The 23645-nt window shown below is 59.7% G+C and carries 21 protein-coding genes and 1 pseudogene; 12 read left to right on the forward strand and 10 right to left on the reverse strand.

What is annotated here, in order from left to right:
- The first annotated feature begins 104 nt into the window (after positions 1-104).
- Positions 105-758: a VIT1/CCC1 transporter family protein gene (locus TERRO_RS12515; RefSeq protein WP_245536085.1), complete on the forward strand. Its 654-nt coding sequence runs from the start codon at positions 105-107 to the stop codon at positions 756-758.
- Positions 759-779: 21 nt separating this feature from the next.
- Here TERRO_RS12515 and TERRO_RS12520 read toward each other — a convergent pair whose 3' ends face one another.
- Positions 780-1136: a hypothetical protein gene (locus TERRO_RS12520; protein WP_014786020.1), complete on the reverse strand. Its 357-nt coding sequence runs from the start codon at positions 1134-1136 to the stop codon at positions 780-782.
- 195 nt (positions 1137-1331) lie between these two features.
- Here TERRO_RS12520 and TERRO_RS12525 point away from each other — a divergent pair, with 195 nt between their 5' ends.
- From TERRO_RS12525 to TERRO_RS22115, 3 genes are all read left to right on the forward strand, one after another.
- Positions 1332-2234 (forward strand): universal stress protein, encoded by a 903-nt coding sequence (locus TERRO_RS12525; protein ID WP_041592561.1) that lies wholly within the window; start codon positions 1332-1334, stop codon positions 2232-2234.
- Positions 2235-2258: 24 nt separating this feature from the next.
- Positions 2259-3842, forward strand: a complete 1584-nt coding sequence (locus TERRO_RS12530) for a PAS domain S-box protein (RefSeq protein ID WP_157178329.1) — start codon at positions 2259-2261, stop codon at positions 3840-3842.
- A gap of 93 nt (positions 3843-3935) precedes the next feature.
- On the forward strand, positions 3936-4295 hold the full coding sequence (locus TERRO_RS22115) for a response regulator (RefSeq protein ID WP_014786023.1): 360 nt from the start codon (positions 3936-3938) through the stop codon (positions 4293-4295).
- On the opposite strand, the gene TERRO_RS12540 is transcribed toward TERRO_RS22115, so the two are convergent.
- A complete protein-coding gene (locus tag TERRO_RS12540) occupies positions 4292-5638 on the reverse strand; it encodes a sigma-54-dependent transcriptional regulator (protein ID WP_014786024.1) in 1347 nt (448 codons plus the stop codon). The genes TERRO_RS22115 and TERRO_RS12540 overlap by 4 nt on opposite strands.
- A 159-nt stretch (positions 5639-5797) precedes the next feature.
- Between TERRO_RS12540 and TERRO_RS12545 the strand changes: the two genes are divergently transcribed.
- Positions 5798-6481 (forward strand): Crp/Fnr family transcriptional regulator, encoded by a 684-nt coding sequence (locus tag TERRO_RS12545; protein WP_014786025.1) that lies wholly within the window; start codon positions 5798-5800, stop codon positions 6479-6481.
- Positions 6482-6507: 26 nt separating this feature from the next.
- Positions 6508-7083 carry a nitroreductase family protein gene (locus TERRO_RS12550; RefSeq protein WP_014786026.1) on the forward strand — a complete coding sequence of 192 codons (576 nt, stop codon included), beginning with the start codon at positions 6508-6510 and terminating at the stop codon, positions 7081-7083.
- 28 nt (positions 7084-7111) lie between these two features.
- On the opposite strand, the gene TERRO_RS12555 is transcribed toward TERRO_RS12550, so the two are convergent.
- Complete coding sequence (locus tag TERRO_RS12555; RefSeq protein ID WP_014786027.1) at positions 7112-7636, reverse strand: hypothetical protein; 525 nt, start codon at positions 7634-7636, stop codon at positions 7112-7114.
- A gap of 213 nt (positions 7637-7849) precedes the next feature.
- On the opposite strand from TERRO_RS12555, the gene TERRO_RS12560 reads away from it, so the two are divergent.
- A complete protein-coding gene (locus TERRO_RS12560) occupies positions 7850-8728 on the forward strand; it encodes a universal stress protein (protein ID WP_014786028.1) in 879 nt (292 codons plus the stop codon).
- A gap of 226 nt (positions 8729-8954) precedes the next feature.
- Here TERRO_RS12560 and TERRO_RS22120 read toward each other — a convergent pair whose 3' ends face one another.
- Positions 8955-10649, reverse strand: a complete 1695-nt coding sequence (locus TERRO_RS22120) for a L,D-transpeptidase family protein (protein WP_169315303.1) — start codon at positions 10647-10649, stop codon at positions 8955-8957.
- A 558-nt stretch (positions 10650-11207) separates the two neighbouring features.
- On the opposite strand from TERRO_RS22120, the gene TERRO_RS23170 reads away from it, so the two are divergent.
- The 3 genes from TERRO_RS23170 to mgtA all read left to right on the forward strand — a co-directional run bounded on the left by TERRO_RS23170 (position 11208) and on the right by mgtA (position 15014).
- A complete protein-coding gene (locus tag TERRO_RS23170; protein ID WP_157178331.1) occupies positions 11208-11378 on the forward strand; it encodes a P-loop NTPase family protein in 171 nt (56 codons plus the stop codon).
- Between the two features lie 109 nt (positions 11379-11487).
- The gene (locus tag TERRO_RS12575; protein ID WP_014786031.1) at positions 11488-12495 is read left to right on the forward strand and encodes a zinc-dependent alcohol dehydrogenase family protein; all 1008 of its coding nucleotides are present in this window, start codon (positions 11488-11490) and stop codon (positions 12493-12495) included.
- Positions 12496-12509: 14 nt separating this feature from the next.
- Complete coding sequence (gene mgtA, locus TERRO_RS12580) at positions 12510-15014, forward strand: magnesium-translocating P-type ATPase (protein ID WP_014786032.1); 2505 nt, start codon at positions 12510-12512, stop codon at positions 15012-15014.
- Positions 15015-15019: 5 nt separating this feature from the next.
- Here the strand turns inward: mgtA and TERRO_RS23415 are convergent, their stop codons facing one another.
- Positions 15020-15634, reverse strand: a complete 615-nt coding sequence (locus TERRO_RS23415; protein ID WP_014786176.1) for a hypothetical protein — start codon at positions 15632-15634, stop codon at positions 15020-15022.
- 155 nt (positions 15635-15789) lie between these two features.
- On the opposite strand from TERRO_RS23415, the gene TERRO_RS12590 reads away from it, so the two are divergent.
- Entirely contained in the window at positions 15790-16755 is a 966-nt protein-coding gene (locus tag TERRO_RS12590) for a universal stress protein (protein WP_014786034.1), read from the forward strand.
- 114 nt (positions 16756-16869) lie between these two features.
- On the opposite strand, the gene TERRO_RS12595 is transcribed toward TERRO_RS12590, so the two are convergent.
- The 5 genes and pseudogenes from TERRO_RS12595 to TERRO_RS12615 all read right to left on the reverse strand — a co-directional run bounded on the left by TERRO_RS12595 (position 16870) and on the right by TERRO_RS12615 (position 22721).
- Positions 16870-17283: a TonB family protein gene (locus TERRO_RS12595; protein ID WP_014786035.1), complete on the reverse strand. Its 414-nt coding sequence runs from the start codon at positions 17281-17283 to the stop codon at positions 16870-16872.
- 251 nt (positions 17284-17534) lie between these two features.
- A complete protein-coding gene (locus TERRO_RS12600) occupies positions 17535-19589 on the reverse strand; it encodes a CocE/NonD family hydrolase (RefSeq protein WP_014786036.1) in 2055 nt (684 codons plus the stop codon).
- Positions 19590-19684: 95 nt separating this feature from the next.
- A pseudogene (locus TERRO_RS12605) lies at positions 19685-20663 on the reverse strand (ABC transporter ATP-binding protein).
- 1 nt (position 20664) lies between these two features.
- A complete protein-coding gene (mobA, locus tag TERRO_RS12610; RefSeq protein ID WP_014786038.1) occupies positions 20665-21357 on the reverse strand; it encodes a molybdenum cofactor guanylyltransferase in 693 nt (230 codons plus the stop codon).
- Complete coding sequence (locus TERRO_RS12615) at positions 21354-22721, reverse strand: dipeptidase (protein ID WP_014786039.1); 1368 nt, start codon at positions 22719-22721, stop codon at positions 21354-21356. Before TERRO_RS12615 ends, mobA begins: the two co-directional genes overlap by 4 nt.
- Before the next feature lie 82 nt (positions 22722-22803).
- On the opposite strand from TERRO_RS12615, the gene TERRO_RS12620 reads away from it, so the two are divergent.
- Complete coding sequence (locus TERRO_RS12620; protein ID WP_014786040.1) at positions 22804-23592, forward strand: class I SAM-dependent methyltransferase; 789 nt, start codon at positions 22804-22806, stop codon at positions 23590-23592.
- Positions 23593-23645: the final 53 nt, after the last annotated feature.

A 23645-nucleotide genomic window follows, 5' to 3' on the forward strand; every position in this document is an offset into this window, starting at 1 on the left:
TCAACTCTGTAGTGACAATGCGAACTATAGTCCTGAATGAGTCGCACCGTGAGGCTGGGAAGATTATGCATGTAGAACGTCATCGGATAAACAGGGTTGGCTGGTTGCGCGCATCGGTGCTTGGCGCGAACGATGGCCTCCTCTCGACCGCCAGTCTCGTCCTGGGTGTTGCAGCCGCGCACGGCACACATAAGGCCATCTTGATCTCTGGCGTTGCCGGCCTCGTTGCTGGAGCCATGTCGATGGCAGCCGGTGAATACGTGTCGGTCTCATCACAGGCAGACTCCGAAGCATCCGACTTGGAGCGTGAGCGTCGCGAGTTATCGACGGACCCAGTCGGTGAACTGGCCGAGTTGACGCAGATATACGTTACCCGGGGCTTGTCGCCCGATCTCGCAGGCCAGGTTGCAACGCAACTCATGACGCATGACGCGCTCGGAGCACACGCGCGCGACGAACTCGGCATAGCGGACGGTTCCATCGCACGACCAGTCCAGGCCGCGCTCGCATCCGCCGCCAGCTTTGCCGCAGGAGCGTCCGTCCCATTGATCGTCGGCGGCCTCGCAACAAGCCACCTCATCCCGTTTGTCCTCGTCACTTCTCTGCTCTGCCTGGTGGCCCTCGGTAGCCTGGCTGCGCGCGCAGGTGGAGCAGGTGCACTGAAAGGCTCACTCCGCGTAACCTTCTGGGGAGCACTGGCAATGGCTGTCACGCTCGGCGTTGGGTCTTTGGTTGGAGAGGCCAGTCCCGTCCGTTAATCCGCCACGACGGCCGCGACTTCACAGTGGCCACACTGTCCACACAGCAATCAGCGTCAGCAGCATCATGTCCGCGTACAGCAGGAACAGGACGCCTCCATGGTGAAGATCCCAGCGGACATGCATGCTTCGCACCGCATCACTCGTTGCGATCAGGCATAACGTAAACGGCCCCGCCATCAGCCAGCGGCCCGCATCCCAACCGTAGAAACGCAGCAGCAGAGCCAACACAAAAGCCCCGCACGCCAGCGCTGCACCACGCGCCAGATGCGAGCGCTCGTTCCCCTGTGTTTGAAGAGCGATCGAAGAGTTCCGGCGCAGACCTTCCCACCTATCCGCCAGCAGTGTGTGCGCATCAGCGGATCTGGGTTCGAGCATGTGTTGTCCTGTCTGAACTCAGCATCAAGCACGCGGACATAAGTTGGCTGTGATGGTAGTCACAGGCTGCTGAATCTGCGAAAGAGACACGACACGGAACACTCTGCCAGACAAATGTGAGCGCCATCACAACCAATCTCACATCGCAGCGTTACTTTCACCGTGAATCAATCTTCGATGAAAGGCAACATTCCCATGTCGACCACTGCTTTGCCAACCTATCCATACGCGATCCCTCACGAAATCCTCTTCGCCTTCGATCCCACAGACGACTCGCAGAAGGTGATGGAGTGCGCAAAGTCACTGGCCAAGCGGTTTGGATCCCACATCACCGTTGCGCATGTCAGCCAGCCGGTAAGTCCTTTCGTGGCTCCCGAAGCAATGTACTTCGAAGATCTCGACAACCAGGCTGCAGCAAGGACGGACGCGCAGTTGGATCAGGCAGTCGAGGATCTTCGTGCCAGCGGATTGAAAGCAGATAAATCGGAACACTGGGGTATGGTCTCTGACGAATTGCAGAAGCTTGCTCGAGAGAAGTCCGCGGACCTGCTGGTCCTTGGGACGCACGCGCCCCGTGGCCTGGATCGTCTCTTCTTCGGCTCCACTGCAGAAGATGTTGCGGATCGCTCCGGCTGGCCCGTAATGATCGTGGGCCCCAAGGCCGAGACGCCAAGCGGAGTCTGGTCACCCAGAGAAGTCGTCTGCATCGTCGGGCAAACACGGGAAGACGTAGGCACAGCTGTCTACGGCTATCACCTGTCGCGACAAGTGGGCGCCGCGTTCACTCTCTTCACCATCTCCGACAGCGTCACAGAACTTCCGGATCCAATCGAGAGCGAGTTGTTCCTGCGCAGCCTTGCAGAAGAACTCCCCGGAGTAGATGTAGCGCAGGAGATACCAAGGCGCGAGATTCGAAAGGGTATCGCGAAGGACTGTGTCATGAGGCTACTGAAGGAACTCGCTCCGGGAGCCGTCGTGATGCCAGCTGAAAAAGCCGGCCCAATGCACACCCACTTCAACCGCGGCCTGCTCTCAGACGTCGTTGGCGAAGCGAAATGCCCCGTCATCGTAATCACCAGCGACGATCGCAGCTGTTGAGGGTTAGACTTGACGCCTGAGCCTATGTTAAGACCACCTGAAGGACGCCGCGGTACTCGTCCAACAACGGCTGAGACATGGTCCGACCCAGGACGATGGCTTACCGCAATCGTCGAATCGTCTGACTCCGCCGTAATTGCGGAGTCGCTCGACGGCATCATCATGACGTGGAATGCAGCGGCATCCCGTATCTTCGGCTACACAGCCGACGAAGCAATCGGGATGCCGATCTTCCGCCTCGCTTACCCGGAAGAGGAAGAGTCCATCCAGATCGTGCTGGACGCCGTTCGTCGCGGCGAGCGCATCGATAACCTCCAAACGTCGCGGCGGCATAAGGATGGACACCGCATCTTTGTCTCGCTCAACCTCTTCCCTATCAAGGATGAGGCCGGCGCCGTCGTCGGTATTGCAAAGGTCGCAACCGACCTTACCAACCGCAAAAATGCCGAAGAGATTGAGGCAAGAATACGCATCGAGCTACTTGCAGAGCGTAAATATCGCGACTTGCTTCACCATGCACCAGACGCGATTCTTGAGGTCGACGATCGTGGTCGGATCCTCATTGCCAACCGGGCCGCTGAAAAACTGTTTGGCTACGAGCACGATGAGCTATTCGGAGCTTCCATCGAAATGCTCGTTCCGGAAGCAAACCGCCCGGACCACGCAAACCATCGAGCCGCTTTCGTTAAAGCGGGCAAGGCACGTCCCATGGGCTACGGACGCGACCTGAACGCCAAGCGTAAGGATGGCTCGGAGTTTCCTGTTGAGATCAGCCTCAGTCCCATCGTGATGGAGACTGGGGTCCTCGTCGTTGCAGCCATTCGTGACGTAACGGAACGCCGGCGGTCTGAGCTGCAGCTACGTCTACTGCAAGAGGATTATCTGGGCGAGCTGTCCGCCCGGCAGCAGGAAGCGGAGCGACTGAATCGCTTAAAGAGCGAGTTCCTTGCCAGCGTCAGTCACGAACTCCGGACTCCCCTGCACACCATCATCGGCTTTGCTGACCTTCTGCATGAGGACACGGACCACACACTCACCGGACGGCAAGGCCGCTTCGTCGAAAATATTCGCCGCGACTCAGAGCACTTACTCGCGCTCATCAACGACGTTCTCGACCTGAGTCACATCGAAGCAGGCGGACTCGCCGTTCACCCCCGCGAACTGTCGCTCTCTGCCGTCTTCACCGAAGTCATGGACGCTCTCCGAACGACCTGGGAAGAGAAGGCGCTCAACGTCACCGCCTCCTGCGATCCTGACTTGCAGTTACTGGCCGATCCCACTCGCCTGCGCCAGATACTCACCAACCTCCTGAGCAATGCAATCAAGTTCACCGGACGTGGCGGATCCGTTCAAATGAGAGGTACAAAAGAAGTCGGTTTCGCACTCATCGCCGTCGAAGACAGCGGCATCGGTATCGCGCCGGAAGAACTCTCGAACATCTTCAGCAAGTTCTACCAGGTCGGTGTCACCACAGGCGGCGTCCGCGAAGGCACCGGCCTTGGCTTGGCAATCTGCAAAGAGTTGGTGGAAATGCACGCCGGAACGCTCTCCGTCGCAAGCCAGCCCGGCGTAGGAAGTACCTTCTCGTTTGCTATCCCGCTATTGTGAAGGAACTGTGATGGGAGTCACAGCTCTACACCGAATCCTGGCTCTATCGTGAGCCATTGCTCGTCTGCACGTCTTTCTACCTTGGAGTCCATCTTGAAATGCCTCATTGCTGACGACGCAGCGCACGCACGTGAGTTGCTCTGGTCGATCCTGGAAGATATGGGCTTCGACATCCTGGAAGCCGCAGATGGGGAGGAGGCAATCCGCCTCGCGATCCTCAGTCTGCCCCAGGTGATCGTCCTGAATATAGGACTTCCGAAGAAGAGCGGCATTGAAGTAGTCTCCACCTTAAGGCGACAAGCCCCTCTGCAGAAGACGCCGATCATCGCTCTGATCGCGGCTGCTGGCCAGTACGAGCACACTCACCTAAGCCAGGCGGGCTTCTCACGCGTCCTCGTCAAGCCGGTCAACCCGGCTGAACTCCGTGCCGTGATCTCCGAGTTCACCTGCTAGCAACCCAGACCATGTTTCTTCAGCTTGTATCGCAGAGCATCCCGTCCGATACCGAGCCGTCTCGCCGTCTCGGACTGATTCCCATTTGTCTCGTTGAAGATCTGCTGCAGCAGCAGCCGCTCCTGGTTCACCAGGAGGGATGCTGTAACGAGCTGCATCGTACTGGGCACATCGACCACATCATCCGGAAGATCCTCGACGTCGATCAGTTCTGAATCTGCCAGCATGCACGACCGCGCGATCACGTGCTCCAACTGCCGCACATTGCCCGGCCAGTCATAGCGGTTCAGCACCAGTTGCGCACGGGGCGTGACACCGCGCACCTTCCGTCGATACTCCGAGGCGAAACGCTCAACGAAATGACCGGTAAGCAGTTCGATATCTTCCCTCCGTTCACGGAGGGGCGGAACCTTCAACTCGACCATTGACAGCCGATAGAACAGATCTTCCCGGAACTGACCCTCTTTCGCTGCCTGCTTCAGATCCCGATGGCTGGCAGCAATCACCTTCACATGGACGCGTCTCGGGACGAGCGATCCAATCTTATAGATCTCCTGGTTCTGAATGGCCCGCAGCAACTTCGCCTGGGTAGACATCGGCATGTCACCAATCTCATCCAGAAACAGGGTGCCTCCATCCGCCGCGGCAAATAGACCTTCCTTATCCCGATCGGCGCCCGTAAAGGCTCCGCGCGTGTGCCCGAACAGCTCACTCTCAAACAAAGTCTCCACGACCGCGGAGCAGTTCAGTACGACGAAACTCCCCCTGGTACGGCTGCGCGCGTGAACCGCCCGCGCCACAAGGTCCTTGCCTGTGCCAGTCTCCCCATGAATCAACAGGGTCCGGTAGTGCGGCGCGATCTTCTCCATCATGGCGAACAGGCGCCACATCGCAGCGCTCTTCGCGATCAGTCCTTCGAAGGTCAGATCCTCCATGTGGGCAGCAGTATCCGACAGAGCGAGCCGGCGGCTCTCGGCAGCGGTCAGCAGCAGGCGAACACGTTCCCGAAGGTCCGCGATCTTAACCGGCTTTTGCAGATAATCCGCGGCACCGTTGCGGATCGCCTCAACCGCTGTCTCGGTCGTGTAATGTGCCGTCATCAGAATCACATTCGTAGAAGGCGCAAATACCATAATTTGCCGAAGAACTTCCAAACCACTCAGTCCCGGCATCACCAGATCCGTAATGACAAGCTGTGGCCGCACGGTGCGGACCAGATCAAGCCCATGGACTGGATCGGAAGCAGTGTAAAGCGCAACGCCCTTTTGCTCCAGAGCGGCCGTCAACAGTTCCAGACTGCTGAGATTGTCGTCAATGATGACTGCGCGAATTAGTTCTGACATAGAACCGGTGCTGCGTGATTTGGCTCACAGGCTGCGCGCTTTTGCGCAGTTGAGAGCTGTTGAGGGAACAGCAAGTAACTTCAAGTGATTGATATCACAACTTAGTAAGTTTGGCTGTAAGTTTGCATTCATAGGGGCAGGCAACCTAGGAGAAACGAAATGTCCAAGTGCACAGGATGTCCCCACGCAGGTAAATACGCGTTCTGCAATCTGGGACAGGCCGCGCAGGCGTTTCTCGACGTGAACTCGATCACCATGGAGTATCCGCGCGGCAACGTCCTGTTCCGCGAAGGAGAATCAGCCGGGGCGGTCTTCATCGTCTGCAGCGGCAAGGTAAAGTCGACGGCCACCTCGACCGAAGGCCGTTCGGCCATCCTCCGTCTCTCTGGCCCTGGCGACGTCCTCGGCATGAGCGCAGTCCTCGGCGCAACACCCTACGAGATCACAGCAGAAGCTGTCCAGCCTTGCCGCATCCGCGTGCTCCATGCCCGCGTACTGCACCAGTTCATGCGCGAATTCAGCGATGCCAGCATGGGCGCCGCCCGCGCCCTCGCGCAGGACTATCGCTCGGCATTCCAGGAGATGCGTCTGATGGCCCTGCCTGAAACACCGGCAGGCCGCCTGTCGCGCCTCATCCTGGACTGGTCGGAGGAGAGCCAGACCACCGGCACACCGCTCACCATGACCCTCACGCACGAGGAACTCGCCTCCATGACTGCAACCACCCGCGAAACAGTCACGCGGACGTTAAGCCGCCTGCGCAAAGATGGTGCCATCGCAATCAAGGGCATCTCGCTGACCGTTTTGAAACCGGCCACGCTCCACGATCTGGCATCATGCTAGCGCTACAACATCAAGTAATGGACTGCATGGAAGCGATTCGAAATCGTAGATCGGTTCGATCCTTCACCAGCCAGCCCGTCGATCCCGAGCTCGTGCAGAGTCTGCTCGAAGCAGCCAACATGGCCCCAAGCTCGCGTAACTCCCAGCCCTGGGCCTTCTGGACCTTCATGGACGCAAGCTGCATCCGGACCATCGGACAGGAGGTGAAGGCATGGATCTTCCACGTTCCACCAGACGAACCATTCGCCTCCCCCATGCGACCCGTTATCTCTGCGATCGACTATGAGGTGTTCTACGGCGCTCCAGTGCTGATCCTCGTACTGGCCAGATCGACCGCCCAGGAAGCCCGGGATGCCTGCTGCCTGGCCGCCGAAAACCTCATGCTCGCCGCACGAGCGGCAGGCCTCGGCTCTTCGTGGGTCGGCATCGCAACAGACTGGTTTTCCTTACCGGAAACAAAACGCAAGCTGGCAATCCCGGCCAATTACTCCGTCGTTGTGCCGCTTGTCGTCGGCTACCCTGACGCGTGGCCGACCGAGACAGACCGGAGACTGCCGGAAGTGCGTTGGTGCACACTCGCCAACAAACCAGCCGACGCCTGACAGCCCGCCTGCAAGCCACTTCCTGAAATCACACGGCAGCCGCATACTGCAGCTCGATCGACTGCGCCGCCCTCGGCCTGCCAGGCAGCATTTGCGCAGCAGGTGCCTGCTCCCGGGTAAACGCAATGTGAAGAATCTCACCTGAGATCCAAGCCGCTACACGGTAGTCCCGTGCCAACCCGGGCAGCTTCATCCTCGTGTAGAACATTCTCGCCGGCAAATGAGGCCGCGTCAGGCATCCGCAAAGGCACAGCAGCTCACCTTCCAGGTGCAGACGAATCTCCTCCGGCCTGTATCCCTTTACAGGGACACGGTAGAGCAGACCGTCGCTCCGCAGAGTGCATGAGACCTGGACCGGATCCAGAACAAGCGCTTCGGCGATCTGCCAGTCCTGTTGAGTCAAAGGCCCATCCCATCTGCGAGCACTCAGCATATCGACTGTCTTCGCACAAATGCGTGACTCGATATGCTGCACCATCGAGAAGAAATCCATCGGAGAAGTGGTTCCCAACATCTCCGCCGTGTTCGTGGTCAGGTCATCCATCGTCTGCATCAGTCGGTACCTTCTCCCGGCATGGTTGGATTGCAAGAAGAGTGCAGCGCCACCAGGGCACAACCTTCTCCAAGCCTCACGCGACATTTCTACATTCACGCCGGGCACACGTCCGCGCAGTGACGCCAATCACCGAAAGCAGTTAAGGACATCACAGTACGAAACCGCTTCGGCGCTTACCTTCGGCATGAAGTCAAAACGCAGGAGACCTACATGCCAGTGATTGGACAGCGGCCCGAGATAGCTCTCGACGACATCGTTTTTGCAACCGACTTCTCCCCGGCATCACGCCGCGCGGAAGCCTACGCACTGCAGATCGCCCGCCGCTACAGCTCCCGCCTGCACATCGTCACCATCGTCGATCTCAACATCCCGATCCCGGCAGGCGACGGAACCTGTGTCCTTCCCGTGCAGGAAATGGTCGAGGCAAGGCGAGCGCAACTTGACGCGATGATTCCGCGATTTGCCGGCATTCACAGCGTCTTCCACGTCGCAGAATCCTTCTCCGTCGCCCAGGCCATCCTCGCCACGGCCACCGAGTGCGGCGCCGCTCTCATCGTCATGGGAACTTCCTCAAAAGGCATGCTGAAGAAGCTCGTCCTGGGGTCTGTCGCAGAAGAAGTGATTCGCAATGCGAAACCCCCAGTCCTCACCGTCGGCCCACACGTCCCGCCGGCCTGCGACGCGCTCGTGCCGTTCCAGCGAATCCTCTTCGCGAACGACATGAGCCCTCAGGCGAAGAGCGCACTCCCCGTCGCCCTGGCCTTCGCCGAAGACGGCGGTGCCCGCCTCGTCATCTGCCGCGTCACCCGGCCGAGTGGTTCCACGGACTCTTCCGAAGAGGACTCCGCACTGGAACAGTCACTTCAAAAAGCTCTGCCTGCAGCCGCAATCGACTGGTGCGATCCCGAGTACGTCGTCGAACACGGCGACCCATCCGAGGCTCTGGTCGCGCTCGCCCAGCGTACCAACTCCGACTTGATCGTCCTCGGATCACGCCGATCAAACTTCCGTTTGAACTATCTGGAAAGAGGCGTGACGCCGGCAGTCATCGCGCAGGCAAGATGCCCCGTCCTCAGCCTCAGCGCGTAAAGCTCATTCAGAACTCCCGGGAGAACACCAATGACAAACTCCATCACCAGCCCCTTCCCCATGATCCCTATCTTCAGCCGGCCTCGCACGCACGGCGTCACATCCGGTCATAGGCAGTTGCGCTTCCTTTTCGGAGCCGTATACATCGCCCTGCTTCTCACATGGCTCGCAGTGTCAGTTCTATAAATCGTCGGTTGATCAGCTAACAGACAACACGAAAGCCCAACTAAGAGACGCCCCAGGACCTCGTGTCTTCCTTCTGCCTGCTCCGGGTGATCTCGTTCAGAGTTATGGCTAGTTCCGAGTCGTAGCCATAGACATCGTCAAAGAAGCGGACGGTCCCATCCTCTGCCGCGATCCCCGTGCCATACACCAGCAGCACGGGGATCGGCGCGGCCAGTGATACCGAAACAGTCGCCGGATCCGCAATTGCCTGCGCAATCCGATCGGCAGTCCAGCCCCGCTCATCGCGAAGCACCCATGCCGCAAGCCGACTGGGATCCTCCACACGAATACACCCATGACTGAAATCGCGCTTGGTCTGCGCAAAGAGCGCAGTCTGCGGCGTGCCATGCATGTACGCGTCGAAAACATTCGGAAAGTTGAACTTGATGTCGCCCAGCGCATTCTGCCGACCGGGCACCTGCCGCACCCGAGCCTGCCCGCTCAGCAACCACCGTCTTGCCTCGGCGCTGTCACTGTCCAGCACGGCACCACTCCGGGACACAATCTGATAGTCATGCCGTCTCAGATACGAAGTGTCTCGCCGCACCAACGGCGCGATCTCGCGCATCTGGATGCTCTCCGGCACATTCCAGTAGGGATGGAAGGTGACCTCCTTCATCGGAGCGGAAAGGATCGGCGTCTGCCTCGAACCGGCACGTCCTACGATCACGGCCATCGACAACGTCACTCGCCCCTGCGGATCGTACGCGCGCAGCCGGAACTCCGGAATATTCACCACGACCGGCGGCCTAACAAATTCATGTGGCAACCAACGCCATCGTTCCAGGCTCATCGAAAGTTGTGCCGCGCGCCTCTTCATCGGCACATTCAACTCCCGCAAGGTCACCCGGTCGACACGTCCCGTAACAGCCAGCCCATGCAACTCCTGAAATCTGGCCAAAGCCCGTTGCTTCGGGGCATCGAAGGTCAGTTGACTCGCAGGCTCCACATACCGCGGCAGCAGACCGAACTGCGCAAGCCGCTCATCCAGGGCCACAGCGACCACCGTAGCGTCACCGAGCTGCAGGCTCCGAGCTTCGTCCGGTACGACGACATCCGCCTCGCTGTTCTCAAGCGTAAGCAGATCGTTAAGCGCACTCTCGGTCCTCAGGTATCCCGGATAGCTCGGCTCCAGGGCTTGTATCGCGCGTGAGGGTTCAACCGAAGAGACAAGGTTTTCACGGATGTAGTTCGCAACAAACCCACTATCCGCAACCTCGGCGTAGCCGGTCTTCTCAGAGTGCAGCCGGGCACGACCATACCTCAGGTCTGACACAAACCGCATTACGGCAACAGTCAGATCCACATCGAACTGTGCAAGCTCACGCTCTCGTCCAACGCATGGAATCTCCGTCGCAGCGGCTCGGCAGCCCCACCACGACAAGCCATAGTCTTCCGCACGCAATCCCTTCCGGTCCGCCTGTCCCATCGCAACCATCATCGATCGCGCTGCCGCAGTCGTCACACCATCCGCAGTCCAAGCCAGCCGGAAACCACACGGTGCATAAAACACACCGATCGCTTGCGCACGCGCCGCGGACATCTTCTGCACATCCAGTGACGCCAGGTACTGCGAAGCGCTGCGCGACAAACTATCCTGCCCCGACATCGCCGCACACGCAGCAACCTCTGCACGCCCCGCAAGCGGCAACGCACACACCAACATCAGCAACGCCGCGAGGAACCGGTCTCTCACGCGAAGCACCTGACGCTTCCTGGCACCACGATCACCCCATAACCAGGAACACAAGCCACGGCCAGACATAACGAAGGCAACACCGGGTTGTCATCGACAGCAAACTGCGGGGCCATGGCATCACCAATCCAATTCAGCCTAAGTCACCCGGCTCGCCACCGGGGTGACACGGATCACAAAATGCCTTTCACTCAGGCCCATTTCGGAACAGCGCTTTCATCACCGCAACGCAAGGCATCGTGTTGTGACCGAGATCACCCGATAGCGTGAGCCAGCACCCATCGCATACGTGTCGCCGCGCGCAAGATCACAGCATGATCGGCGCCCTGAGACTCATAAGCATGCCCAGCACCATCGCGATTCAGGTCACGAGCATCACCAGGTGGTTTGATGAAGGCGAAGCCCGCACACGCGCACGTTACGACGTCCATCTGGAGCTGCACTTCGGCGAAATGGTCTACATAGTCGGACCATCCAGCAGAGACGAAGCCATACGCTTGAGCATTCTCCGTCCAGACGCAGCAATGTCCTCAGCGAAGGCCACAGAATCCGTGGCCTATGAGCACCGACGCCCTCGCCTCATTTCGTCTCCGCAAGATCGGGTTCACCTTTCAGGACTTTCATCTCTTCCCGCACCTCGACTTCGCCCAAAACGTCGCTGTGCCGCTCATCCTGCACTACTTTCCGTGGAATAAGGCAGTGGAAGACGCCAAACTGTTGCGAGCGTAACTTCGAATGCAGCGCTCGGCGATGGTTGGACGAACGCGCAGCTAGCGACAGCTCATCAGGTAACGCACAACACCGCCCCATAGCCTCCAGCGACACAAGAAGGAAGACCATGATCCCGACCACCATGCGCGCCGCAGTCTTCCACGGAACACGTCACGACGGCGCGCCCCCTCTCACCATCGAAGAAAGGCCGGTGCCCACACCGGCCGAGGGCGAGAGTCTCCTTAAGGTCCTGGCCTGCGGTGTCTGTCGAACAGACCTGCATATCGTGGAAGGCGATCTCCCATTTCATCTACCTTCTGTCATCCCTGGTCATCAGATCGTCGGCGAAGTCGTCACGACATCCAGCAGCCAGTTTCAAGTGGGTGATCGCGTCGGTGTCTCATGGATGGGCGGAACAGACGGCACCTGTAAGTTCTGCAAAAGCAACAGAGAGAACCTCTGCGACGCCATCGCCTTCACCGGTTATTCGCGTGATGGTGGCTATGCCGAATATGTAACTGCCCGCACGGATTTCCTGATCCCACTTACGACCGCCCTCCCTCCGCAAATCGCTGCGCCGCTCCTCTGTGCAGGCATGATCGGCTTCCGCAGCTTGCGTGTGGCCGAGGTCAAGCCCGGTCAGAAGGTAGGCATCTTCGGCTTCGGTGCGTCGGCACGCTTGGTCATGCCCGTCCTTCACATGTGGGGGTGTGAAGTCTACGTCGCAACACGCGGCGAACGCCATCGTCAGGAAGCCGCGGCCATGGGCGCCACATGGGTTGGCGACGCCTTCGATCTACCGCCCACGCCTCTCGATGCAGCCGTTATCTTCGCGCCGGTTGGCAGCGTCGTCCTCGCCGGCCTCAAGTCGCTCGACAAAGGCGGCATCCTCTCCATCAACGCCATTCATCTCGATCAGATGCCCGCCTTCGACTACGACACCATCCTCTGGCACGAACGACAGATTCGAAGCGTCGCCAACATGACCCGGCAGGATGCAAAAGACTTCATGAGCATCGCGGAGAAGATTCGAATCACACCCGCCATCAAGGTCTTCTCACTCGAACAAGCCAATGAGGCACTCGCAGCCATCAAGGACGAAGACGTCGTCGGTTCCGCAGTCATCGTTCCTTGAAGGAGAGCCGCACCATGCCAGTCATCATCGCGGACATCGATGCAGCCTCGCAGGACGGCACGCTCCTTGGTCTCACCACGCAAGAGGCTGCGCAACGCCTCAATCAGTTCGGCCTCAATGAATCCGCATCGAAGCAGGGCAAGACACCCTGGCTCGATCAGGTGTTGCTTCTCTTCAACCCACTCTCCGTCGTGTTGCTCGTCGCGGCTGCCATCTCACTCACCATCGGCGAGCGCTTCGATGCCATCCTCATTACGGCCATTGTGCTGATCGGCGGCGGCATCGACTTCGCGCAGACCTACCACGCACGCATCACGATCGAACGACTGCGGGCGACTGTCGCGGCAACTGCCACCGCAAAGCGCGACGGCACCTGGCGGGAGATTCCTCGGTCGCAGATCGTTCCCGGCGACGTCATCCGCCTCTCCGCCGGCGACCTCGTTCCCGCCGACGCACGCCTCGCACAGTCACGGGATCTCGCCCTGCTCCAGGCCATGCTCACAGGGGAATCGACTTCCGTAGAAAAGCGAGCCACGTCCGACGCAGCATCAAGCTCCGCAGATGCCGTCAACATGATCTTCCTGGGCACATCCGTCGTAAGCGGCACGGGAACGGCAATCGTCACGGCAACAGGAAGGTCGACCGCCTTCGGCGACATCGTGGCACACCTCGCGGCAAAACCTCCTGAGACAGCCTTCGACCTCGGCATCAAGCGCTTCAGCTACATGATCGCCCGCATCGTCTTCGTCATGGTCCTGCTGGTGCTCGCTGCTAATCTCGCCATGCACCGGCCTCCCATCGAGTCACTGTTGTTTGCAGTTGCGCTGGCCGTCGGACTCACGCCGGAATTTCTCCCCATGATCACCTCCGTCACGCTCTCCCGCGGAGCGGTAGCGATGGCGCGCAAGCATGTCGTCGTGAAACATCTTCCGGCAATTCAAAATCTCGGCAGCATCGATGTCCTCTGCTCCGACAAGACAGGCACCCTGACCGCGGGCACCATGTCGCTGGTCGTCAGCGCATCACCCGACGGAACCGCCTCCAGCGCCCCGCAGGATCTCGCACTCATCAACAGCAGTTTGCAGGCGGGCATCCGGAGCCCACTCGACAAAGCCATCCTCGCCGGCAATCCAACACCACCAACTGCGACAAAGATCGACGAACTGCCCTTCGACTTCCAGCGCCGCCGCCTCTCCGTCATTGTTGACCATGCAGGACAGCGCACCCTCATCTGCAAGGGCTCCCCCGAAGGCATCTTCCCTCTCCTCACATCCTTCACATCCGGCGATAAAGTGCTTGCGATGACCGCCGAAGCGCTCTCCCGCGCGAAGGCCTACTACACCGCCCAAAGCACCCTCGGCTATCGCGTCCTCGCTGTCGCAACCAGAACACTTCCGGTACAGCCGCAATACAAGCTCGCCGATGAAAGCGTGCTCACACTCAACGGCTTCCTCTCCTTTGCCGACACCATCCTGCCCGATGCCGCCGAGACCATCGCACGCCTTCAGGGAGATGGTGTTTCCATCAAAATCCTCACCGGCGACAACGAACTCGTCGCAGCACACATCTGTGCGCAAGCCGGTCTTCCAGTCGCAGAGATCGTCCTCGGCACCGAACTCGAACTAATGAGTGACAACGCGCTCACACAGGTAGCCGAACGTGCAAATGTATTCGCACGCGTCTCACCTCCGCAGAAACTGCGCATCCTCACAGCCCTCCGCAGAAGAGGTCATACCGTCGGCTTCATGGGTGACGGCATCAACGACGCCCCCTCACTCCACGCGGCCGATGTCGGCATCGCAGCACCCGGTGCCGTCGATGTCGCGCAGGACGCCGCGGACGTCGTCCTCCTGCAGCCAGGCCTTGCCGTCTTGCATGAGGGCATCCTCGAAGGCCGGCGCGCCTTCGGCAACGTCATGAAGTATCTGCTGATGGGGACAAGCTCCAACTTCGGAAACGTACTCAGCATGGCCGTCGCGGCAGTCGCCCTGCCATTTCTGCCCATGCTGCCGGCACAGGTGCTACTGAACAACTTCCTCTACGATCTCTCGCAACTAACCATCCCGACCGACCGCGTCGACGCAGAATACTTTTCCAAGCCACAGAAGTGGGACATCGCCATCATCCGTCGCTTCATGGTCCTCGTCGGACCGATCAGCTCCATCTTCGACTTCCTTACCTTCTACGTCCTGCTTCACTTCTTCCGCGCAGGTCCCGCAGAGTTCCATACCGGATGGTTCGTAGAATCGCTCGCCACACAGACCTTGGTGTTGCTCGTCATCCGCACCGTACGATCGCCATTCCGCAGTCGCCCCAGCACAGGTCTTCTCTTATCTGTGATCTTTATCGTCGCAGTAGGATTCTGGCTGCCCTACTCCCGCTTCGCAGCAGATCTAGCCTTCACCAGGTTGCCGCTGACTTACTTCGCCTTCCTGGCGGCAGCAACCGTCTCCTATCTGCTATGCGTCGAGCTCGCAAAACGCTACATCATGTCAACGTCAAACGTCAGCGCAAAGTGAACTGACTAAGGAACCTTGGGCGCAGACGCCAGCTCCATGCCACGAGTTGTGCTATGACCGTCCAACGGCAACACCTTCGACCGCAACATCCTCACCGCAGTCGCCGCCTGCGCAGCACCAAAGCAGAGCAGGTAAAGATAGATCGCAGTCGCCAACTCCGCAGGTGAAAACCCAGCGCCCGCGCGAATCCGAATCGTGGCATAGACCACCGCAAAACAAGTCGCAACAAACGCACCCGCAAAATCCCAGACAGCCCACCGCTGTGCCCGCGTATGTTTCAACAACACAAATTCCCCAACCGCCGCACTAAGTGCCTGCAGCGCTGCCATCGGCAGAAACCACTCCACGCCAGCATGATCGAAGAACAGCGTCAGCAACAAGCCGCCAATCACAATGCCCACAACACCCTGGATCTGCATCACCCGCTTCGGCCAACGATGCGGATAGTCAAATCCACTGGCCAGCAGCAGAATGCTATCCACAATCCCATACAAGGCCAGAGCCGTCACAGCAATGGCCACGCCCACTGACACCAGCAGGATGCTCCGGTCCATATCCGTCGTCACCATCACCAGGCACCCGGTCAGCACCGCAAGACATCCACGTACCAGCGTCAACATCCAAAACCCTCGAACCTTATCCTTCATCGCTCGCCCCCGCGCATCCAGCTTCCCGCACCCACATCCTCGACGCGGTGACGCAGAGCATCTGCGGGCGTGACGCGCATCACAGGCCATCCCGCACAAAGAAGCTAGGTTCAACGTGGAGGTGCACCGTGAGTTCCATTTCCGTGCAGCCAAGTATTCTCTCTGCGGAGACTCATTCTCCAGTTAACCTCGCGGCGCCCGCACTTCAGTTCAAGCGCGTATTGGCTTGCACTGACTTCTCCGACGCATCCGCCAAAGCCGTCGAACAGGCGCATCGCCTCTGCTTGCATCACGGTGCGCAGCTAAGCCTCCTCTACATCCTGGAGCACGACGACCTCTCCGAGTGGCCCGATGCAGACAAGGAGCTCGCCTTGCTCGGTCTGCAACGCCGCCACGAACTGGAGTCCCTGGCGCAGCAACTGCAAACACCCACCGTCGCAGTAAAGCCCATCTTCCTCGACGGCCACATCACCACCGTCGTCCTTCAAGCCATTCGCGAGGAGAGCCCCGACCTCGTCGTCGTCGGAACACAGGGTCGCCGTGGCTTCGACCGGCTCCTGATGGGCTCCACCGCCGAAGCCATCATCCGTAACGCAGACTGCCCCGTCATGACGGTCGGCCCCGGCTTTCTACCGCCATCGCCCGAACTCGACGCCGGTCCCATCGTCTATGCCACCGACTTCCATGAAGGAGTCGAAGAGTCCATGGCCTACGCAGCATTCCTCTCGCACCAGCAGCAGGTGCCGCTTCACGCAATCCACGTCCTGCCGAAGTCATCCATCGACACAAAGAACCACATCGTCGCAAAGATCATGCAGACAGCGCTAGCCGATCTGCAGATAACATCCGGCAAGGAAGCACTACAACCCTCGTCGCATGCCGTCTTCGCCAAAGACGTCAGCAAGGCCATCGTCGAATACGCACGCGAGGTCCATGCCTCTGCCATCGTCCTCGGAGTCAACCGGCGCTCCAGCTTCGCATCGCATCTCCCGCTGCGAAGGACCTCCCGCGTCGTCATCCTCGCGCCCTGCCCGGTCTTCACCCTCGCCCATGCCAGGCACGTCTCGCCCCTGCTACACACAACAACGCACTAAGCCGCGCAGGCAGAAAGCAACGCAAACGTACAAGGGCCGCCCACGACTGGGCGGCCCTTCGAAAGCTGACCCACCGACGTAAGGGTCTGCTCTGTGCTGCGTGATGAAGAATGCTTAGTTGTTGATTGCGACGTGCAGCGTGACAGGAACGTCAACCGCAGTGCCATTCAGCGTACCGGGGGTGTAGCGGACCTTGTTCACAGCTTCCACAACACGCTCGTTCGTTGCGTTGTCGAGCGACTTCACAACATGGACGTTCTGCGGTACGCCGGCCGTGTCGACCGTGTACTCCACAACCACCTCGCCAGACACGGCGGGCGATGCAGCAACCTTCAGAGCGCTCAGACGTACCGGCGCCTTCAGGCCGGTGTAGATGCGGGGCGTGGCAGCCTTCACAGCACTCGCCTGGAAGGCAAACGCGGGAGCATCGACGGACGCAACCAGGTGCGAAACATTCGAATGCAGAGCCTGTGCAGGCATCATGACGGGGGCAACGAGCAGAGCGGCGGCGGCGAGGATCGAGCGCATAGGTTGAACTCCTTGATTGGGTCGTCGGTTATACACTGTTTGAGGCGTCCCTCGGTGTGTTCAACACCAAAATATATCGATGAGGTAATCATTGTCAACAGATAGTTGAAATGAATTTAGGAGCGCCCAGGCCTCCACCACCCCTCTCCCTCTAAACAACTGACAGAAAGCCACTTGCGCCGCCCCTCAACAGGAAAAGCAATGGGCCGGCAAGCAGCCGGCCCATTACCTTCCGCTTCATTCAACATCCGCTATGGCGTCGCAGTGACCGGCACCACCGGCAGGCTGATGAAGCTGGCACGGGGCCCCTCATGGTAGATCCGCTGCGTCGCCCGCTCGTAGTCCGCCGGTTTCGCATTAAAGATGTTCGGCACAAACTTCTGCGGATTCCGGTCATACAGCGGGAACAGCGAACTCTGCACCTGCACCATGATCCGGTGACCCGGCTGGAAGACATGGTTCACATTCGGCATATCCCACTTGTACGTCAGCGCCTCGTTCGACTTCAGAGCCTCGGGCTTTTCAAAGCTCGTGCGATAACGTCCGCGGAAGATATCCAGCGCAATCGGTAACTCATAGCCGCCCATCGCCTCGGCATGTCCATCCGGAAACACATCGATCAACTTCACAACCCAATCGCTATCGGTGCCCGACGTCGACGCCACCAGGTTCACCTTCGGCACACCGCTCACACGCACCGGCTCCTTCAACAGGTCGGTCGTGTAAGTCATCACATCCGGACGCCCATCGACAAATCGCTGATCGGTAACCAGCCACGTCCGCCAGTTCTCACCCGTATACGGCCGTGGAGAAAACGGCACAGGCTTCGCCGGGTCCGACACAAATTCGTCGAACTTCTCACCACTGCTCTTTGGTGCATCGAAGCCCAGCTTGCCACCCGCCTGCAGGTACATCGGCTTCGCCGTCGCATCGCAGCCGCTCTCACAACTCAGCGGCCACTTTGCAAACTTGTCCCAGTGATCTTCGCCCGTGTTGTAGATATAAACCGGCGGCGTATCCGCCTTTGGCGCACCCTCACGCAGGTATTGGTTGAAGAACGGCAACTGAACGTTTTGCAGATAAGTCGCCGTCGTATCGGTATCCCAGATCAGAGGCCCAAGCTGGTGCCCTTCCCGATTCACCTGGCTGTGAAACCACGGTCCCATCACCAGGAAGTTCATGTTGTTGTTCGTATCCTTCGGCTCCCACGCAGCATAGCTGTGGTTCGCTCCATACATGTCTTCCTGGTCCCACAGCCCCTGCAGCCACATCGTCGGCACCGTCAGGTCGGTCTTTGCGATCAGCTTGTCCAGTGCCTGCGACTGCCAGTAGGCGTCGTACGCCGGATGCGCCTCCACCATCTTCCAGAACGGCAGTTGCTCCTCGCCCATCGCCCGCGCCATGTCGCCCGCAGAGCCCATCTTCAGGAAGTTGGTGTACTCATCGCGGCCTTCGCGCGACACACGCACACCCGCACCGCGTGCCGTCGTCTGCGAGATGAAGTAGTCGAGATTCGGCTGACGGAACGCACCGTACTGGAACCAGTCATCACCCATCCATCCATCGACCATCGGGCTCTCCGGCACGGCAGCCTTCAACGCAGGATGCGGATGCAGCAATGCCATCACAACCGTGAAGCCCTCATACGAAGATCCGGTCATGCCCACACGGCCGTTCGACTCGGGCGTGTTTTTCACCAGCCAGTCGATCGTGTCATACGCGTCCATCGTGTCATCCGCACCCGTCGGATTCCACGGTCCCACCGGAGGCGGCGTCATCAGGTAAGCACCTTCCGACCCATACTTGCCGCGCACATCCTGGTAGACGCGAATGTATCCATCGCGCACATACACTTCATCGCTCAGGTTCAACTCGTCGATCATGTGCGGCGCATCCGGCTTCACGGCGCCACGGCCAGGCGCGGGAAAAGGAGCAGCAGCACTGCGCCCGGTCGAAGCCGCCATCAATGCAGCCTTCGGATCACGCGCAGCATGCGCGCGTGCCGCGGCATTATAGCAGGTGCGCGTCAGCAGCATCGGCGCATTCTTCACGCCCTTGGGAACGACGATCACTGTGTAGAGCTTCGTTCCGTCCCGCATCGGAATCATGACCACGCGCTTCTCGTAATCGAACGCCACCTTCGGCGCGTCGATCACCGCCGCAGCCTTCGGCGGCGTAAACGTCTGCGGAATCATGTTACTGTCCGTCGGACGTGAGGGCGCATTGCCCTTTTCCTGCGCATAGACAGGAACAGCAACAGTCACAACGGCAAGGACTGCCGCTGCCCAACGAGAATGCCTGGTCATGAAGGTCGTCCTTCGGCCCAAAGAAAAGCGGGCGCACATAGAGTGAGTGCACCCAGCATAACCCGCAGACGGATCCCTATTCCCTACTCCCTGCTCTACTGCGGCAGCACCAACTCATCCAGCGCCATAAAATCGCGCAGGATCGGATCGTCGATCTTCTCCAATTCGGCCAGCGTACCGAAGAACCGCGCAGTCCCTTCATGCAGGAACAGCAGCCGATCCGCCAGCTTCTTCGCAAACCGCATGTCATGCGTCACAACAATGCTTGTCAGGTGCAACTGCCGCTTCAACCGCTCAATCAGGTCGCCCAGCAGGTGCGCCATCAACGGATCCACCATCGTCGTCGGCTCGTCGTACAGCACAGCCTCCGGCTCGCGCAGCCAGCGCGCGCGCAATCGCAACCGAACGCTTCATGCCGGTCGAAAGATCGCTCGGCAACAGGTCATCCATGCCGGCCACACCCACCATCTCCAGCAGGCCCTTCACCACCTGGCGTATCTGTTCTTCTTCCAGCTCACCCTTTTCCCGCAACGGGAATGCGACGTTCTCGCCGACCGAGATCGAATCGAAGAGCGCACCGTTCTGGAACACCATCGTCACCTTGCGGCGGATCGGCTGCATCTCTTTTTCGTTGAAGGCGCAGATATCCTCGTTGGCAACGCAGACCTTGCCCTTGTCCGGCTTCAGAAAACCCATCAGCATCTGCAGCGACACGGACTTGCCCACACCCGACCGCCCAAGAATGCAAAGTGTCTCGCCCGGCTTCACAAAGAAGCTCACATCCTCCAGCACCTTGAAGTCACCAAACGACTTGAACACATGCTCGAACGAGATGTAAGGCTTCTGGCTGTCCTCGTGGGAGACTTCGTTCTGCTCCTTCGACTGCTCGAAGAAGTCGCCGACCTCTTCCGCAACATCCTCTGAGACCTCATCGACGAGAGGCTTGTTCAGCATCTCCTCGGTCGCCTGCTCGTCGGCGGTCAGCGGTATGTCCTGCGTGGCAGATTCTTCGTTGGCGAGCACCTGGTCCTGCTGCTGCAACTTGTTGTGATCTTCAAGTGTCTCGTCGGGCATGCTAATTCGATGCGCCTCCCGCCATTTCGGTCGGAACTCCCGCTAGATCACGGGCAATCTCGAGATCAGCGGGCGTATTCACGTTCACGAAAGCGCGCGAAGCCGTAACCGGCGACACCAGCGAAGAGACCTCAAACGTACAGATCGACTTGCCATCCTCCCCCAGCATGCAGGGATGATCCGCAACGGCGTGCAGCACCGGCTGCAGCTTCAACGCCCCATTCTTCAATGCGGTCCGCACTACCTCGCGAGCATCGGCTCGGATCAGCAACGGCAGCGGCTGCGCAAAACCCTCCGTCACCATATGTGCCACCGCAGCGCCAGAGGCAATTGCAGTTGCGACAAAGCGGATTAGCAGCGAAGCCGGCAGCAGCGGTAGATCGATCGGATGCAGCAAGACATACTCCGCACCCTCCGCATCCTGCAGCGCCGCATCCAGCGCGCCCACTGGACCACAACCACAGGTCACGTCAGGCACCGTGCGGCCATAGGCGCTCAGGCGCTCGCAGCGTTCCGGCGTGCCACACAGAATGGCAGGGTCACTGCCGGGAACAGCATCGTGCACAATGCGCAGAGCGCGCTCCAGCAACGTCTCGTCGCCCATGCGCAGTAATGCTTTATCAATTGCGTGCGAACCAGGTTCGCGCTGCATGCGCGAACTCTCGCCGCCGGCTAATACATACGTACGAATCATGCGCCCAACAATGCGAAGAACCGGACAATCGACTCCGTCCCGCGGTAAAAATTACTTAGGTTGAACTTCTCATTTGGCGCGTGCAGATTGTCATCCGGCAGGCCAAACCCCATCATGACTGTCGGCACCTTCAACTGCCGCGCAAAGTCACCCACCACCGGAATCGACCCGCCGCCACGCACAAACACCGTCTCCTTCGCAAAGACTGCGCGCATCGCATCCGTCGCAGCCTGAACAAAGCGGTTGTCGGTACCGACCACGATCGGTTCCCCAGAATGGATCATACGGACTTCGATGGACACTCCCTTCGGCGCGATGCTTGCCACGTAGCCCTTCAACTTCTCGAAGGTATCCGCAGGTGTCATACCGGGCACAAGCCGCAACGAAACCTTGGCCAAAGCCTTCGCCGGGATCACCGTCTTCGCACCCGCACTGGTAAAGCCACCGGGCATGCCGTGCACGTCCAGAGTCGGCCGGGCCCACGTCCGCTCCAGCACCGAATAGCCGGGTTCGCCCGTCAGAACGCTGCTGCCTACCTCTGTCTCGCGGTAGTGCTCTTCGTCGAACGGCAGCGACTTCCACGCCGCCAGCTCCGCCGCCGTCGGCGCATCGATGCCGTCATAGATACCCGGAATCAGGATGCGGCCATCCTCGTCCTTCAGCTTGGCAATCACCTGCGACAGCGCGACGAATGGGTTCGGCGCAGCGCCGCCATACATGCCGCTGTGCAGATCGGTGCGGGCACCGCGCACCTCGATCTCCGTGTAGATCATGCCGCGCAGACCGACACACAGCGTCGGCAGATCGGGCGCAAACAGCTCCGTGTCGCACACCAGCGCAACGTCGCACTTCAGCTCTTCGGGATGTTCCTTCAGATAGGCAGCGATACCCTCGCCACCAACCTCTTCCTCACCCTCAGCCAGGAAGCGGATGTTCACCGGCAGCGGTCCGGCCTGCAACAGAGCCTCAAGAGCCTTCACTTCCATCCACAGTTGGCCCTTGTCATCCACAGCGCCACGCGCATAGATATTCCCATCGCGCTCCGTCGGTTCGAAGGGCGGCGTCAGCCACTCATCCAGCGGATCGGGCGGCTGCACATCGTAATGGCCGTAGCAAAGGATCGTCGGCTTACCCGCAGCGTGTAGGTGATCGGCATAAACCAGCGGATGCCCCTGCGTCTCGATCAGCCGGACATTCTCCATCCCGATGCGCTTCAGCTCGTCCGCAACGAACTGCGCAGCGCGACGCACATCACCCGTATGCTCCGGCAATGTGGAGATCGATGGGATGCGCAGAAAATCCTTCAACTCAGCGAGCGCATTCGCCTTGTTACTCTCAGCGAATTCCAGTGCAGACTTCGGCATGTCGTTCCGTACCCTCTTATGACCCTGTGCAAAGTTCTTATGATCATTGCAACACCGCCCGCGGCAGCGAACAATCAATCGCATGGCCAGCACACCACAGACCGAGCACACGACGCAAACAGAACGTACGCAAACCTGGGACGCTGCCCGATATGCGGCCAACGGCCGCTTCGTCGCCAACCTGGCCGGTGAAGTGCTCTCCATGTTGGATGCAAAGCCAGGCGAAGCCATCCTCGACCTCGGTTGCGGCGACGGTGCGTTAACCGAACGCATCGCAGCTACCGGCGCAAACGTCACCGGCTGCGACGCCGACACATCCATGCTCGCTGCCGCCCGCGAGCGCGGCCTGAAGACCGTCGAAGCTGACATGCGCTCACTCCCCTTCCAGAGCGAGTTCGACGCCGTCTTCTCCAACGCTGCCCTCCACTGGGTCACGGACCAGACAAGCGTCCTCCAGGGAATCCACCGCGCGCTCAAACCCGGCGGACGCTTCGTCGCCGAGATGGGAGGCCTCGGAAACATCGCTTCCATACGAACAGCACTACTCGCCGTACTGAGACGATTCAATCTTGACGCAGAAGAGCTCGGAGGATCGTTTTATCCCTCCGAAATGGACTACCGCACGCTGCTCGAATCCAACGGATTCCGCATCGTCACCATGGCCCTCGTACCCCGCCCAACCCTCGTGAAAGCAGGCATGGAGGAGTGGCTGCGCACCTTCCGCAGCGGCGTCCTGGCCCGTCTGCCCGAAGCCGCCCGGGAGCCAGCAGTCTCGGAAGTCACTGATTTACTTAGGCCAATGCTCTGCGACAACAGCGGCCAATGGTGGGCGGACTACGTCCGCCTGCGCTTCCACGCAGTCCGCGACTAACTTCCTCATTCTCCTGAACCACCAGCCGATAAGGCCAGTGGAGCAAACAGGCC

This window comes from Terriglobus roseus DSM 18391 (assembly GCF_000265425.1).
Lineage (GTDB): Bacteria > Acidobacteriota > Terriglobia > Terriglobales > Acidobacteriaceae > Terriglobus > Terriglobus roseus.

Coding starts and splice junctions, on each gene's coding strand:
- TERRO_RS23170 (WP_157178331.1), top strand. CDS start 11,208: ATGAGCACCGACGCCCTCGCCTCATTTCGTCTCCGCAAGATCGGGTTC.
- TERRO_RS12555 (WP_014786027.1), bottom strand. CDS start 7,636: ATGCAGACGATGGATGACCTGACCACGAACACGGCGGAGATGTTGGGA.
- TERRO_RS12595 (WP_014786035.1), bottom strand. CDS start 17,283: ATGCGCTCGATCCTCGCCGCCGCCGCTCTGCTCGTTGCCCCCGTCATG.
- TERRO_RS12550 (WP_014786026.1), top strand. CDS start 6,508: ATGGAAGCGATTCGAAATCGTAGATCGGTTCGATCCTTCACCAGCCAG.
- TERRO_RS23415 (WP_014786176.1), bottom strand. CDS start 15,634: ATGTTGACGCTGGTACGTGGATGTCTTGCGGTGCTGACCGGGTGCCTG.
- TERRO_RS12575 (WP_014786031.1), top strand. CDS start 11,488: ATGATCCCGACCACCATGCGCGCCGCAGTCTTCCACGGAACACGTCAC.
- mgtA (WP_014786032.1), top strand. CDS start 12,510: ATGCCAGTCATCATCGCGGACATCGATGCAGCCTCGCAGGACGGCACG.
- TERRO_RS12525 (WP_041592561.1), top strand. CDS start 1,332: ATGTCGACCACTGCTTTGCCAACCTATCCATACGCGATCCCTCACGAA.
- TERRO_RS12615 (WP_014786039.1), bottom strand. CDS start 22,721: ATGCCGAAGTCTGCACTGGAATTCGCTGAGAGTAACAAGGCGAATGCG.
- TERRO_RS12520 (WP_014786020.1), bottom strand. CDS start 1,136: ATGCTCGAACCCAGATCCGCTGATGCGCACACACTGCTGGCGGATAGG.
- TERRO_RS12530 (WP_157178329.1), top strand. CDS start 2,259: ATGTTAAGACCACCTGAAGGACGCCGCGGTACTCGTCCAACAACGGCT.
- mobA (WP_014786038.1), bottom strand. CDS start 21,357: ATGATTCGTACGTATGTATTAGCCGGCGGCGAGAGTTCGCGCATGCAG.
- TERRO_RS12540 (WP_014786024.1), bottom strand. CDS start 5,638: ATGTCAGAACTAATTCGCGCAGTCATCATTGACGACAATCTCAGCAGT.
- TERRO_RS12560 (WP_014786028.1), top strand. CDS start 7,850: ATGCCAGTGATTGGACAGCGGCCCGAGATAGCTCTCGACGACATCGTT.
- TERRO_RS12600 (WP_014786036.1), bottom strand. CDS start 19,589: ATGACCAGGCATTCTCGTTGGGCAGCGGCAGTCCTTGCCGTTGTGACT.
- TERRO_RS12545 (WP_014786025.1), top strand. CDS start 5,798: ATGTCCAAGTGCACAGGATGTCCCCACGCAGGTAAATACGCGTTCTGC.
- TERRO_RS12620 (WP_014786040.1), top strand. CDS start 22,804: ATGGCCAGCACACCACAGACCGAGCACACGACGCAAACAGAACGTACG.